Source organism: Alkalibacterium subtropicum (assembly GCF_900112455.1).
Lineage (GTDB): Bacteria > Bacillota > Bacilli > Lactobacillales > Carnobacteriaceae_A > Alkalibacterium > Alkalibacterium subtropicum.
Genome location: NZ_FOLT01000024.1, coordinates 1 through 14,013, shown reverse-complemented (window position 1 = coordinate 14,013; position 14,013 = coordinate 1). Strand labels below are relative to the sequence as shown.

Below are 14,013 nucleotides of genomic sequence, written 5' to 3'. Positions count from 1 at the left end.
TTCGGTATCTGCCGGGATGTAGCCAGCCTCTTCAACGATAGCCTGTCCTTCAGCGGAAAACATGTACGCCCAGAAATCTTCGGCCACTTCGTCCAGGTCATCTCCGATGATCAAGTTGAAGTTTCGTGCGATTTCGTAGTCACCTGCAAGGATATTTTCTTCTGTCGGATCGACACCGTCGATCTGGACAGGTTTGAGTGACTCGTTCAAGGCCCCGACAGACGTATAACCGATCGCATAGGTGTCATCGGCAACCGTGCTGTTCACCGCATTGGTCCCCTGCTGGGCAGTGGCTCCCGGAGAAATCTGATCGTTTTCGCCTTCGTAGAGGCCGACCATTTCAGCAAAGGCTGAACGTGTACCGGAACCCACTTCTCGGGTGACGAGGTGGATGTTGCTTGATGTGTCGAATCCAGCTGTTTCATCTGTTCCATCTGTTTCTTCGGCGCCGTTTCCACAAGCCGCCAGTGTTAGTGTCAAACCTGCTAGTGTTCCCCATTTAAGTAGTTTATTCATGTTTATATGTCCCCTTTTTCATTAATTTTAGACAACTCCTGCCTACACCCCTTACTTTATAGAACTTTTGTTTAGAACACTTCAATTTCATGTATACATTATGTAAGGAAGGGTAAATTTATTGTAAATAAAAAATCCCTGGAAGAACCGTTCAAGTTTCTGAACGGTTCTTCCAGGGAAAGCTGATACGGTTTACTGTTCAGCAGGTAGCCATACTGTGAAAAGAGACCCTTTTTCTTCTTCGCTCGCCAGTGTGATCCTCCCATCATTATTTTCTACTAACCACTTGACGATCGACAGACCGAGTCCTGTTCCTCCGGCATTTCGGCTTCGTGCTTTATCGACTCTGTAAAATCTTTCAAAAATCCTGTCTTGTTTATCTGGAGGGATACCTATGCCATTATCCTTGACGTGAATTGCTATTTCATTGTCGTGTGTCTCCGCCTTAACAGATACAGCCCCATTATCCGGGGTATAATTCACTGCATTGGCAACCAGATTCAGAATGATCTGTTTCAGATGATCTCTGTCCATTTTCAGGATCACCGGATCGCTTTCTTCATAGGTGAACTGGATATTCTTGGATTCGATTTTCTGATGAAGGATTTTATGGATCTCATCGGTGACCTCTTTGACCCGGACCTCATCCAGCGTTTTCAGGACATTTCTCTGCTCAAGTTTTGACAGATGCAGGATGTCCTCGACCATATTGCTCAAGCGGATGGACTCTTTATTGACGATCGTCAGAAACTCCGTCAGGACCTCTTCATCCTTCATTGCACCATCCAGCAGGGTCTCAGTAAATCCTCTGATGGCCGTGATCGGTGTCCTCAACTCGTGAGACACATTGGCCACAAAATCTGTCCGGATTTTTTCCAGTCGTCTGATTTCCGTGATGTCGTAAAGCAGGACGATATAATTGACAGGATTCCCCTCTGAATCAATTATAGGCACGACGTTTACATCCACTATTTTTTCTTCAGGATAATAGAGTACCAGTTCACTATTCTGAACCCGCTGCTTATGGTAGGCTTTTTCGATCAGTTCGATCAAACCGGCACTTTTTATATTCTCATGATATGTCTCACCTATTTCACCGGACAAACCTTTCCCCAGCATGTCATTCATTACAGGGTTGACCATAGTGATTTCTCTATCGGGATTAATAACAAAAACGCCGATGACGAGATGATTGATCAGTTCTCTTAACTGCGCATCATTTTGTCTGATTTCCTGCATCTGCAGGTTCAAATTCAAGGCAAGTCTGTTGATCGAGTAACCGAGATCGTCGATTTCTTTATACGACTGACCGGCATATCGACCGGTATAGTCATTGTCCGTCAGGTTTTCAGTTACCCGTTTCATCTCTTCTAGGGGATCGCTTATCCGTTTCGTCCAGTAAAAAGTGAAGAGTAAAGCGACGAGGATCGATACAGCCATAAAGATCAGCAGGATCTGAATGACTTCATCAGTCAAGGCGGCCATCTCTTCTACGTTTTTGGACAGACGCAAATAACCAAGCGGGGCCCCTTCTGTACTGTCTACTTCGACAGCGACATAATACAGATATTCCCCTGTACTGGCACTTTCTCTACTATAGGTCCCGATCCTTTCACCTTCGATAACCTGCTGGACTTCCGGTCGGTTCAGGTGGTTTTCCAGTGTGTCCTGATCCGCCCTTGAATCATAGACGACTTCCCCGGTCAGAGAGATGAACGTGATCCGTTCACTTACCGCCTCAGCAGTCTGCGAAAGATTCTCACTTAAATCCTGCCAGCTTGCATCTGAAAAAGAAGCATCTACTTGACTGGACAGCGTCAACAATTGGGCTTTCAGATCATTCCCTTGTTGCTCAATGGCCTGATTTTCAAGTATGTTCGAACTGAGATACATAAACAGCAGACTGAACAGAATGAGGACCAGTGTGAAAAAACCTAATATCCTGCTGCGGAGCTGTTTCATGGTCTCGCCTCGAATTTATAACCGAACCCGCGAGCCGTTTTGATATATTCCGGCTTTTTCGGATCGGCTTCGATTTTCTCTCTGAGATGACTGATATGCACATCCACGATGCGAGTCTCTCCGGCAAAATCATAGTCCCAGATAGCGAGCAGCAGCTGATCTCTGCTCAGTACGCGGTTGGCGTGTTTCGCTAAATACAAAAGCAGTTCGAATTCTTTGGGCGTAAAATCGACTTTTTCTCCTCTAACGATCACTTCGTAAGTATTCGGATAGATTGTAATCTCTCCAAAAGTCAGTTCCTCTTCTTGTTGGGCAGGTTCTGCCTGTTTCTCCCCATTGCGCTTTTCAACACGGCGCAGAATGGCTTTGATGCGTGCCGTCACTTCCCTCGGACTGAAGGGTTTTGTCATATAATCATCAGCACCGATCTCCAGTCCGACGATCTTGTCTATTTCTGAATCTTTTGCCGTAAGCATGATGATCGGTGTGTCGATCTTCTCCTGTCTTAATTCCCGGCACACATCCATGCCGTCTTTCGTCGGGAGCATCAGATCCAGCAGGATGATGGTGTAATCATCTTCCAGAGCCCGGTCCAGACCTTCCTTACCATCCATGGCGACATCCACTTCGTAGCCTTCTTTTTCCAGATTATACTGCAGCAGTTTTGCGATAGATTGTTCATCTTCGACGACTAATACTTTTTTCATATCATCCATCCTTTTAGTTTGATTATTATAAGACTGCGACTGACCGACTCATTTATCATTTGATATCAGATGAACGTCTCGTTGAGGAAAAGGTATTTCGATATCGTTCTCCGCAAACTTCCTGAATATTTTGAACCTTAAGTCACTTGGAATGGTAAATTCTCTCTCGTCGCTCTGCGAATCGATCCAGAACCAGACAGTGAAATCCAGGGCGGAATCGCCAAAACCTTCAAAAAAGACCCGGGGTTCTGGACGGTCCACGATGTTGGGCCAGGATTCTTCTCTCAGTTCATATACGGATTCAAACAACAGCTGTTTGACCAGCTCGACATCACTGCCATAAGAGACCCCGACTTCGACTGGTATGCGCAGACGCGTATCGGCATACGAGCGGTTGACGAACTTTTCTTCCAGGAAATAGGAATTGGGGATGATCATCCGCTCATTGACACGCGTGCGGACGACGGTCGCCCGAATCTTGATCTCCTCCACATCCGCGATCGTATCGTCGATAATGACCCGGTCCCCTACTCTGATCGGTCGCTCAAACAGAATGATCAAGCCTGAAATGAAATTGGACATCACATTCTGCAAACCAAACCCGATCCCGACACCCAGCACGCTGGCGAAGACTGTGAGGCTAGTCAGGTTAAACCCGATGGAAGACAGCGAAATCAAAATGGCCATCGTGATGATGAAATAATGGAAAAAGGTATTCATCGATGCTTGAAGTCCCCTGTCCAGGCCGTATTTGTCATAAACTGTCGGCAGAACATATTCCCGAACAGCTTTTGAGAACTTTACAGCCAGAACGATCGCAAAGAGGACCGTCAGAATCAGGAAGACAGTGATCTGCGTCTCCCCGAACACAAAGAGCGTCTGATAGATAAAGGAGGTTTCTGAAAAATACGTTAAAAAGTAGACGATCAGGACAAATAATGTCACCCAGTTGACAAGCGTCTCAAGAAACAGACGCGTACGTTCCTGACTGATGATTTTCTTTAGTCCGGTATGCAATCCGGCCCGTACAACAAAAATCAGGGCAAAGCCGATGATGGCACCCAGCCAGAAACTGATTTCATTGTTTTGTATGGCTTCGAAAAAACCAAGTATGCGTTCCGTTTGTATTTCTTCCATTTGTTAATCTTCCTCGCTAAGCTTAGATTTATTTAAGTGTACCAAATTTTGGGTGAATTAACGACTGTACTCGTCTTATTTTCGGTGATTCCGGTAGTTTGGTAGTTCCGCAGTTCGGTTGTTCGGTAGTTAGCTTCAACTTGATAAAGTCTAAGTGCTGAATATCGTTCTATTCGGTACTTAAACAGGGACTTTTCCAACCTAAGTGCTCAAGTTGGCATCTATTCGGTAGTTTCAACACCCACTTCTAGTTCTAACTGTCGAATAAGGCGGTTTTCGACAGTTACGTTCCCTTTACTTCAACCTACTTACCGAACACGAGGGAACTTCGACAGTTTGATATCAAAACACGCGAGCTACTTACCGAAGTTCTTATTCTTCGACAGGTACGTTATAAAAATGAATCCCTAACTGTCGAATGTATCAAAATTCAAGGCATTCACCTTTATATTCGTGCGCAATGTATGAAAAAGAGACTGGAATTTTCCAGTCTCTTCCCTTTTTATCTTTAAGCGTTTTTCACTTTCTGAACGTCGCCTTGTTCAACATAGACCATCAGGATCGAAATGTCTGACGGGTTGACGCCGCTGATACGGCTGGCTTGGGCGATCGTTTCAGGCTGGATCTTTGCCAGTTTTTCTCTGGCTTCTGTGGCGATGCCGTTGATCACGGAATAATCGATGCCTTCTGGAATACGTTTGTTTTCCATGCGCTTGATCTTCTCCGCTTTACGGATCGCTTTGTTGATGTAGCCTTCATACTGGATGTGGATCTCGACTTGTTCTTTCACGTCTTTTGGCAGTTCAGTTTCTGTCGGCGCAAAAGGAACAATGTCTTCATATTTTACATACGGCCGTCTCAGGAAATCATAGACTAAAATCCCGTCTTTCAACTGAGGTTCGTCTTTTTCTTCCAGATAGTCTTTCACGTCACTCGGTTTCAGACGGATCGTTTTCAGGCGTTCCAGTTCCTTCTCGACTAAATCTTTTTTAGTCAGGAACAGTTCGAAGCGCTCTTGAGAAACCAGTCCGAGGTCATAGCCTTTTTCAGTCAGACGGAAATCAGCATTGTCATGACGCAGAAGGAGACGGTATTCTGCGCGTGATGTAAGCAGACGATACGGCTCGTTCGTTCCTTTTGTGACCAGGTCGTCGATCATCACGCCGATATAGGCTTCGTTCCGCTTCAATACGACCGGTTCTTCCCCTTTGACCAGACGTGCCGCATTGATCCCGGCAACCAGTCCTTGTCCGCCGGCTTCTTCATAGCCTGACGTCCCGTTCATCTGACCGGCAGTGAACAGCCCATCAACCAATTTCGTTTCCAGTGACGGGCGAAGCTGGTAAGGTTTCACAACATCATATTCGATGGCATAACCAGTACGCATCATCTGCGCGTTTTCCAGGCCTTCTATGGAGCGCAGGACAGATAACTGGACATCTTCCGGCAATGAAGAAGAAAGGCCCTGAACGTATATTTCGTCAGTATTCGCGCCTTCCGGTTCAAGGAACAGCTGGTGTCTCGGCTTGTCAGAGAAACGCACGACTTTGTCTTCGATCGACGGGCAGTAGCGGGCCCCGACGCCTTCAACGATACCTGTAAACATCGGCGCACGATGCAGGTTCTCACGTATGATATCGTGCGAGATATTACTCGTATACGTCAGCCAGCAGGAAATCTGTTCTTCAAGATAATCTTCATCCGGTGTTTCAAAGCTGAAGTGATGCGGCTCGCTGTCACCTGGCTGTTCTTCCGTCACCGAGTAATCGATCGAACTCTTGTGAACACGCGGGGGTGTCCCGGTTTTGAAACGGTCCAGTTCAAAGCCATGCTCAAGCAGGCTTTCTGAGAGTTTAATGCTTGGCTGCGTGTTGTTCGGACCGGAAGAATATTTCAGTTCGCCGATGATGATCTCGCCGCGTGAAGAAGTCCCGGCAGTCAAAACAACAGCTTTCGCTCTATAAATCGCACCCGTATTCGTGATGACGCCCTGAATCTGACCGTCTTCAATGATCAGTTCATCGACGATCCCTTGTTTCAAGTCCAGGTGTTCCGTCTGTTCAATCGTTTTTTTCATTTCATCTGAATACATATGCTTATCTGCCTGTGCACGTAAAGCCCGTACAGCTGGGCCTTTGGCGGTATTCAGCATTCGCATTTGAATATAGGTCTTGTCGATGTTGCGCCCCATCTCTCCGCCTAAAGCATCGATCTCTCTGACAACGATCCCTTTTGCCGGTCCGCCGATGGACGGGTTACACGGCATATGGGCGATCATGTCAAGGTTGATGGTCATTAAAAGCGTCTCTGCCCCCATTCGTGCGGAAGCCAGTGCCGCTTCGGATCCGGCATGACCGGCTCCTACGACGACGACATCATAATAACCTGCTTCATATGTTTGCATAGATTTAGTCCTTTCTAATTGAGATTTCGTTTAAGTTTTAAGTTATTTTAAAGTGACCCGGGTCCTTCTGCCACCCCAGCACTTTTTCACTGGAGTCAGAACGGGGCTGTCTCGCTTTTCTTATTGTCTAGCGATTCACCCCCTGACTCCAAACGAAAAAAGATAAATTAGCTACCAGCTAACGCATACTGTACGACTAACCTGCTAAAGCAGGAAGTCTTTCAGCAATTGCGCAGTATGCTCATTCAGGGCATAATTTCCTTTTTTTCGCTGGAGTCAGAACGGGGCTGTCTCGCTTTTCTTATTTCCCGAGGCAGAACTGGCTGAAGAGCTGGGTGATGAGTTCATCCTGAACGCTGTCACCGGTGATTTCACCAAGCAAGTCCCAGGCTCTGGTCATATCGATCTGCACCAGATCGACTGGCATGCCCATTTTGATCCCTTCAATGACGTCATCGAAGGCACCGCTCGTTTCATTTAATAAGGCAATGTGGCGGATGTTGGACACGTAAGTCGCATCCTTTTCGCCCGTGTTGCCGGCAAAGAACAGCTCGGCGATTTTCGCTTCCAGTTCATTCAAGCCGGCTTCTGTAATGATCGATGTTTGGACGATACTGTCAGCATCGACATAAGTTTTCAGTTCATCAAAATCCAGTCTGTTTTCCAGATCCATCTTGTTCAATATAATGATGCGGTGATGTCCGTCAGTCGCTTCAAGCAGGAGCTTGTCTTCCTCTGTCAGCGGTTCGCTCTGGTTAAATACCAGAAGAACCAGATCGGCATCTGACAAGGCCTTTCGGCTGCGTTCCACCCCGATGCGTTCAACGATATCTTCGGTTTCACGGATACCCGCCGTGTCGATCAGTCGCAAAGGCACACCCTTGACGCTGACGTACTCTTCGATGACATCGCGTGTCGTTCCGGCAATCTCAGTCACGATCGCTTTTTCTTCTTTAAGAAGGACATTCAAAAGACTTGATTTCCCGACGTTGGGACGGCCAATGATGGCTGTGGCCAATCCTTCCCGAAGGATCTTACCCTGTCCGGCTGTCTCAAGCAGCGCTTCGACCTGGGCTTTGACTTCCTTGGCCTTTTCGACCAGCAGTTTGGAAGTCATTTCTTCAACGTCATCGTATTCAGGATAGTCGATATTCACTTCCACTTGAGCCAGTGTGCCCAGTATTTCCTGCCTTAAATTCTTGATCAGGTGGCTCAGGTTCCCATCCAATTGGGTTACAGCCATATGCATCGCTTTATCCGTTTTTGCACGAATGACATCCATGACCGCTTCAGCCTGAGACAAGTCGATGCGGCCGTTCAGGAAGGCGCGTTTGGTAAATTCTCCTGGTTCCGCCAGACGCGCACCGTTATGCAGGACCGTTTCCAGTACTTTATTGACTGCCACGATGCCGCCATGGGTATTGATTTCAACAACATCTTCTCGTGTATACGTTTTTGGTGCACGCATGACCGTGACCATCACTTCATCGATCTGCGTGTCTGTTTTCGGATTCACTATGTGGCCATAATGAATCGTGTGGGTTTTCTGTTTGCTTAGTTCTTTTTTCCCTGCCTGATAAACACGGTCAGCAATCTCCAGTGCTTCATCACCACTGATGCGGACGATGCCGATACCACCTTCACCCGGTGGCGTTGAGATCGCAGCGATCGTATCAAATTCTATAGCCATTCAAAGTTCCTCCTGTTATTTAGTAGATGCGTCTTGAGCCTGTCCTCTCTACTACAAAAACTGTTATAAAAAGCTCGTGTTTTGCGTGGATTCAGGCTTTTTTCGCTAAATCCATAATTTTTTTCACAAAAAAAAGCGCCTGGTCCCACTCCAATTTAGTATAGACTACTACCTTGAGCGGAAAAGCACTTTCACTACTTTACCTTATTTAAACGTAAATGAGATATTCTATTTGTTTCGACATGTTAAATAATATAAGTAATGAGTCGATTTGTCAACTTTTTAACTTATTTATTATAAGTCAGTTGTGAACATTTTTTTACAGCCGATTCAATGATTCATTATAAAAGATCGCTGAAGGGACGGGTCCCTTCAGCGATCTACATTTATACCTTATCCTACCAGTTTATCAGGTCTTGACGGCTCCTTTTGTCACCCCTTCGACGATATAGCGCTGAATGAAGATATACAGCACGATGATCGGTACGATCGCCAGCACGAGACCGGCCAGTGCCAGTTCCCACTGGACAGTATATTCTCCGAAGAAGTAATACATGCGAAGCGGGATGGTACGCATACCTTCCTGATTGATGACAAGTGAAGGCAGCAGGAAGTCATTCCATAAACGAATGGCATTTAGGATGACGACCGTAACGGTTGTCGGTCTCAGGATCGGGAAGATCACACGCCAGAAAATTTGAAATGGTGTTCCTCCGTCCAAGTAAGCTGCTTCGTCAAGCGATACTGAGATGGATCGCATCGCGCCATAATACAGAAAGATGGACATACTGGAAGCGAACCCCCAGTTCATGATGATCAGACCGAACCGGTTCAAGAAGTCGATCTGCCCGAAGATGGAAACCAGAGGGATCATGACCGACTGGAACGGGATCAGCATCGTCAACGCACAGAAGAAATAGATTGCTGTACTGATTTTTGACTTGTTCCTCGCCAAAGCATAAGCTGCCATCGAAGAAAAAATAACGATAATAATGATGCTTGATGTTGTGATAAACAATGAGTTTAAAAAACTTCTGCCATACTCCAAGCCCTCGTATGCTCTGGAATAATTTTCTGGAACAAAGGTTTCCGGGATCCAGATCGTATTCGTGAAAATTTCTGCCCGACTTTTCAAGGATCCGAAGAATATGATGAAAAACGGATAGATCCAGCTGACCGTTATCATTACACCCAGTATAATAACCAGCCATTTGTGAGTTTTTTCTCGTGTCATTATAAATCGACCTCTTTTCTACGCGTTATGAAGACTTGTGTCAAAGAGATCACCGCGACTATAAGAAAAAAGATGACGGCCTTGGATTGCGCATAACCCTGCTGGTATTGGAAGAACGCGGTATTATAGATGTTCATGGCGATCATTTCCGTAGATCCAAAAGGGGCCCCGTTTGTAAGCGCCAAGTTTAAATCGTAAATTTTAAACGCATTGGCCAAAGTCAGGAACAGACTGACCGTAAACGCCGGCGCAAGCATGGGAAATTTTATCTGCCAGAAAGCCTGCCACTTATTCGCCCCGTCTATCTTGCCGGCTTCGATCAATTCCCCCGGTATATTGGCAAGGAACGAAATATAGATGATCATGATATAACCGCTCATCTGCCATAGGAACACAATGACCAGTCCCCAGAAACCGGTGGTCGTATCAGCCAGCCAGGCATTGAAGAATGTCAGTCCAGTCGCCTCTGCAATCCCTGCAAAGGCCCGGACAAAGATAAACTGCCAGATAAAACCTAAGATGATCCCTCCAATTAAATTAGGCATAAAGAAAACCGTTCTGAAAAACAAACTGATCTTACCGATTTTCTGTGTCACGATAAGGGCGAGACCCAGACCGATGACATTGATCAGTATGACGGCCACAAAGGCAAAGCGAATAGTGAACCACAGACTATAAATGAACTGTTCATCTGATAAAAGTCTTCTATAATTATTCAATCCTATAAACACTGCAGTATGTCCATCTGAATTGGTCAATGACGTGCCTATGCCCAAAATCAGCGGCAGAACAATAACGAAAAATACGGCCAGCAGGGAGGGGATAACGAAAGCCCAGTAATACAGGTTTTTCTTTTTTCCCTTCATAATCGACTACCTCATTTCTGAAAAGGCTTGAGAGGTGTTCTCTTCAAACGCTTCCCATGATTGCTCTCCGTTTAAATAGCTCTGGAATTGCGGATACAATTCCTGCTGGAACCAGCCACTTGGATACTGATTATGAACAAACGCTGCAGATTCCCCTGCAAGCATCGCTTGATAAATCTGACGTGATACAGGATCTGAAATATCTTCGGGATCATAGCCTTCTTGAGCAGGAATGAAAGCCAGATCATTAAGGATCATTTCCTGCCCTTCCTCAGACAGATACATCCAGTCGATAAAGTTCTTCGCTTCTTCTACGACTGCCTCATCCATATTCCCATTGATCCCGATATACCAGGGAGAACCGGCTGGAATCCTTCCTTCTGTATCGCTTTCGCCATAGGTCGGTAAAATACCCAGTTTTTCCTGAGCAAAATCAGGATCGATGTCATTCAACGTCGGCACGATCCAGACCCCTTGATGCACTAAAGCCACCTGGTCGTTGACAAACAGTTCTTCAACGGAACGGCTGTAATCCACGGTCAGAATCGGCTGAACGTTATATTCATTGATCAGATCCGTATATTTCTGCATCTGGTCACCGTATTCCCATGTCAGTTCTTCGGCATTGTAGGCGTCTAAAATACTGTGATTGAACTCTGGACTGGTAAAGTTGGCTGAAAACTGATTCGCAATGTAGTTTTCTCCTCCACTGAAGCCAAATACTTCCTCGATCCCAAGTTCTTCTTTCTGGCTGTCCAGCGTCTCCACGGCGGCAACAAAATCATCATAAGATTCAATGGATTCCGGGTCGATGCCTGCCTGATCAAAAATATCTTTATTATACATCCAACCGAAGCCTTCGATATTTAAAGGGATCCCAAGTTGGGTATCATCGATCGTTCCACCTTCGAGCAGACCGTCGATGACCGTATCGGCTACCTCCATCTCTGAGACATCTACAAGTGAGTCACTGTACCGCTCGATTTCCGGAAGACCGTTCAGCATCATCAGTGCGGGTTCATCTCCAGAAGAAAACCGGGCCTGTAAGGCAGCCGATCCTTCACCACTCCCGACTGTTGTGATGGTGACGTTTGCATTACTTTCAGACTGTTCACTATACATGGCAGCAAGCTCTTCCAGTTGGGCAGTGATCTCCGGTTTCTGGTTGAAGAAGTTTACAGTCACAGTTTCCCCGCCGGCACCGTCTCCATTTTGTCCGTCTTCAGAGGGGGTCGAACCACCTTCATTTCCTCCCGTTCCGCATCCGGATAACACCAATGGGACGGCTAATAAAGAAAATAACAATGACTTTTTCATTCTGCATTCTCCTTTTTTTATGTAGTCGCTTTCTTAATAAAAATAATACCATACTAATTGTGTATGAATGAACTATAACGCTTTGTTTACAAAATTTCCGTCATTAAAGGCCATCTTGTTATACCTTTATATCCCGGATTATTTTGTAAGCGTTCTAAGGAGATCTGTGGTAAAATAAAAAAATAACACACGTATTTGCGAGTTAGTCATGGGGGGAATAAGGATGTTTAAAATAAAAAGTGCCGGTGACCATCATATTGAACAGATTTCAGAGTTGGCTCATTTACTGTGGCCGGATGAAAATCTCAGTCTCCTAAAAAAGGAAATGGATCATTTTCACAGGGATAGTACCTCGGAACTTTTCATTTGTGAAGAAAACGAAGATATCCTTGGATTTGCCCACGTTCAACTCCGTTATGATTATGTGGAAGGGACCCGCACATCCCCTGTCGGTTACTTAGAAGGCATTTATGTGCGAAAACCGTTCAGAAATCAGGGGATCGCCAGACAGCTGGTAGAGGTCTGTGAGGACTGGTCCCGCTTCATGAACGCTTCAGAATTTGCCAGCGATGTCGAACTGTTGAATGAGGCAAGTTCCCTCTTCCATAAAGCTGTCGGCTTCAAAGAAGTGAATCGCGTGATCTGTTACGCCAAAGCGTTATAACTCACTCTATTTCCCTTCTCTGTTGAGACCTTAAATGTGGTTCTCAACTTTCTTTATGTTATAATGTGTTTAAACAATAACAGAGGATTTCCATTCATTATTTGCTTATATCAACTTATTTTTTTCTGCTACATAGTCATGTTCCTCTTCTAGTGGCTTGAAAGGGGTGAGAAAAATGAACACACAAACTAGAGGAAAAATCATAACCAGAAGTGTCGGGGTCATGCTAACCTTTTTGATGGTGTTAGCCTCGATACTCTCGTTCTCGACAGTCCAGGCTGCACCCGCTCAATCCATCAGCCGAGGGAATACCACTGAAAAAGTCGTCGCCCTTACATTTGATGATGGAGCGGATGGGACCAATATCAATACGATTCTTCAGATACTTTCCACTCATAATGTGACGGCTACTTTCTTCCTGACGGGATCCGGAGCCAACCATCATCCGCAGGCTATCCGAAATATCTCCAACCAGGGTCATCAACTGGGCAACCATTCCTACTCTCATCCTTATTTCACACAAATCTCGGCCGCTGAAACAGTAAGCCAGCTTCAGCGTGCAGAAGACACGATCAGACAGATCACCGGCAGATCCACTAAACCTATTTTCAGACCGCCTTATGGTGCCTACAATTCGACCGTCCTGCAGCGTGTCGGTGACGCAGGGTACCCTTATTCCATCATGTGGACCATCGATACCATCGACTGGACAGGCAACTCCTCCAGTGACATCGTTTCCCGTGTCATGAATAGAATCGTTCCTGGCGCCATCGTACTGATGCATACCGGGGCAGGCGCTTCCGGCACACCAGGCGCCCTGCCGACCATGATCACGAGACTGAAAAATGCCGGTTACCGTTTTGTGACCATCAACCAGCTCCTTAACATCAACGCAGGTACGCAGACCTATACCGTTCAATCAGGAGACACCTTATACGCCATCGCTCTCCGCTACGATACCACCGTTCAACGCCTCGTGGAACTCAATAATATTGCTAACCCTAATCTGATCCGCGCCGGTCAGGTACTGATCATTTCGGGCAGCGGCGGGACGACACCACCTCCACCTACCGGATCGACAACCTATACTGTCAAAGCCGGTGATACCCTGTCAGCTATCGCGGCAAGATACAATACGACCGTTTCACGTATTGCGGCTGCGAATGATATCACGAACGTCAACCTTATCCGTGTCGGACAGGTCCTCACCATCCCTGGAACTGGTGGTACAACACCTCCTCCACCTCCTTCCAGCACGACCACCTATACCGTCAAAGCCGGTGATACCCTGTCAGCTATCGCGGCAAGATACAATACGACCGTTTCACGTATTGCGGCTGCGAATGATATCACGAACGTCAATCTTATCCGTGTCGGACAGGTCCTCACCATCCCTGGAAATGGTGGCACAACACCTCCTCCACCTCCTTCCAGCACGACCACCTATACTGTGAAGGCCGGTGACACCTTATCCGCCATCGCCGCCCGTTACGACACGACGGTACAGCAGATCGCT

At 46.3% G+C, this 14,013-nt stretch carries 11 protein-coding genes; 2 read left to right on the top strand and 9 right to left on the bottom strand.

The window, feature by feature from the left end:
* The 9 genes from BM049_RS11505 to BM049_RS11465 all read right to left on the bottom strand — a co-directional run.
* Positions 1-516 (bottom strand): substrate-binding domain-containing protein (locus BM049_RS11505; protein ID WP_177188712.1); only part of this gene is annotated, 516 nt, incomplete at its 3' end.
* A 192-nt stretch (positions 517-708) separates the two neighbouring features.
* Entirely contained in the window at positions 709-2,478 is a 1,770-nt protein-coding gene (gene pnpS, locus BM049_RS11500; RefSeq protein ID WP_091531875.1) for a two-component system histidine kinase PnpS, read from the bottom strand.
* Positions 2,475-3,185 (bottom strand): response regulator transcription factor, encoded by a 711-nt coding sequence (locus tag BM049_RS11495; protein ID WP_091531874.1) that lies wholly within the window; start codon positions 3,183-3,185, stop codon positions 2,475-2,477. The genes pnpS and BM049_RS11495 overlap by 4 nt, the downstream gene beginning before the upstream one ends.
* Positions 3,186-3,233: 48 nt before the next feature.
* Complete coding sequence (locus tag BM049_RS11490) at positions 3,234-4,322, bottom strand: mechanosensitive ion channel family protein (RefSeq protein WP_091531871.1); 1,089 nt, start codon at positions 4,320-4,322, stop codon at positions 3,234-3,236.
* A 508-nt stretch (positions 4,323-4,830) separates the two neighbouring features.
* A complete protein-coding gene (gene mnmG, locus BM049_RS11485; protein ID WP_091531868.1) occupies positions 4,831-6,726 on the bottom strand; it encodes a tRNA uridine-5-carboxymethylaminomethyl(34) synthesis enzyme MnmG in 1,896 nt (631 codons plus the stop codon).
* A 301-nt stretch (positions 6,727-7,027) separates the two neighbouring features.
* Positions 7,028-8,416: a tRNA uridine-5-carboxymethylaminomethyl(34) synthesis GTPase MnmE gene (mnmE, locus tag BM049_RS11480; RefSeq protein WP_091531866.1), complete on the bottom strand. Its 1,389-nt coding sequence runs from the start codon at positions 8,414-8,416 to the stop codon at positions 7,028-7,030.
* Positions 8,417-8,825: 409 nt separating this feature from the next.
* Entirely contained in the window at positions 8,826-9,650 is an 825-nt protein-coding gene (locus BM049_RS11475) for a carbohydrate ABC transporter permease (protein WP_091531864.1), read from the bottom strand.
* Positions 9,650-10,516, bottom strand: coding sequence for a carbohydrate ABC transporter permease (locus tag BM049_RS11470; protein ID WP_091531861.1), 867 nt, complete (start codon positions 10,514-10,516; stop codon positions 9,650-9,652). Before BM049_RS11470 ends, BM049_RS11475 begins: the two co-directional genes overlap by 1 nt.
* Before the next feature lie 6 nt (positions 10,517-10,522).
* Positions 10,523-11,833, bottom strand: coding sequence for an ABC transporter substrate-binding protein (locus tag BM049_RS11465; RefSeq protein ID WP_091531859.1), 1,311 nt, complete (start codon positions 11,831-11,833; stop codon positions 10,523-10,525).
* Between the two features lie 223 nt (positions 11,834-12,056).
* Between BM049_RS11465 and aac(6') the strand changes: the two genes are divergently transcribed.
* Together aac(6') and BM049_RS11455 are read left to right on the top strand one after the other, a co-directional pair.
* Positions 12,057-12,497 carry an aminoglycoside 6'-N-acetyltransferase gene (gene aac(6'), locus BM049_RS11460; protein ID WP_177188711.1) on the top strand — a complete coding sequence of 147 codons (441 nt, stop codon included), beginning with the start codon at positions 12,057-12,059 and terminating at the stop codon, positions 12,495-12,497.
* A gap of 175 nt (positions 12,498-12,672) precedes the next feature.
* Positions 12,673-14,013: LysM peptidoglycan-binding domain-containing protein (locus BM049_RS11455; RefSeq protein WP_091531853.1), on the top strand; the 1,341-nt coding region annotated here is incomplete at its 3' end.

Coding starts and splice junctions, on each gene's coding strand:
- pnpS (WP_091531875.1), bottom strand. CDS start 2,478: ATGAAACAGCTCCGCAGCAGGATATTAGGTTTTTTCACACTGGTCCTC.
- BM049_RS11495 (WP_091531874.1), bottom strand. CDS start 3,185: ATGAAAAAAGTATTAGTCGTCGAAGATGAACAATCTATCGCAAAACTG.
- BM049_RS11490 (WP_091531871.1), bottom strand. CDS start 4,322: ATGGAAGAAATACAAACGGAACGCATACTTGGTTTTTTCGAAGCCATA.
- mnmG (WP_091531868.1), bottom strand. CDS start 6,726: ATGCAAACATATGAAGCAGGTTATTATGATGTCGTCGTCGTAGGAGCC.
- mnmE (WP_091531866.1), bottom strand. CDS start 8,416: ATGGCTATAGAATTTGATACGATCGCTGCGATCTCAACGCCACCGGGT.
- BM049_RS11475 (WP_091531864.1), bottom strand. CDS start 9,650: ATGACACGAGAAAAAACTCACAAATGGCTGGTTATTATACTGGGTGTA.
- BM049_RS11470 (WP_091531861.1), bottom strand. CDS start 10,516: ATGAAGGGAAAAAAGAAAAACCTGTATTACTGGGCTTTCGTTATCCCC.
- BM049_RS11465 (WP_091531859.1), bottom strand. CDS start 11,833: ATGAAAAAGTCATTGTTATTTTCTTTATTAGCCGTCCCATTGGTGTTA.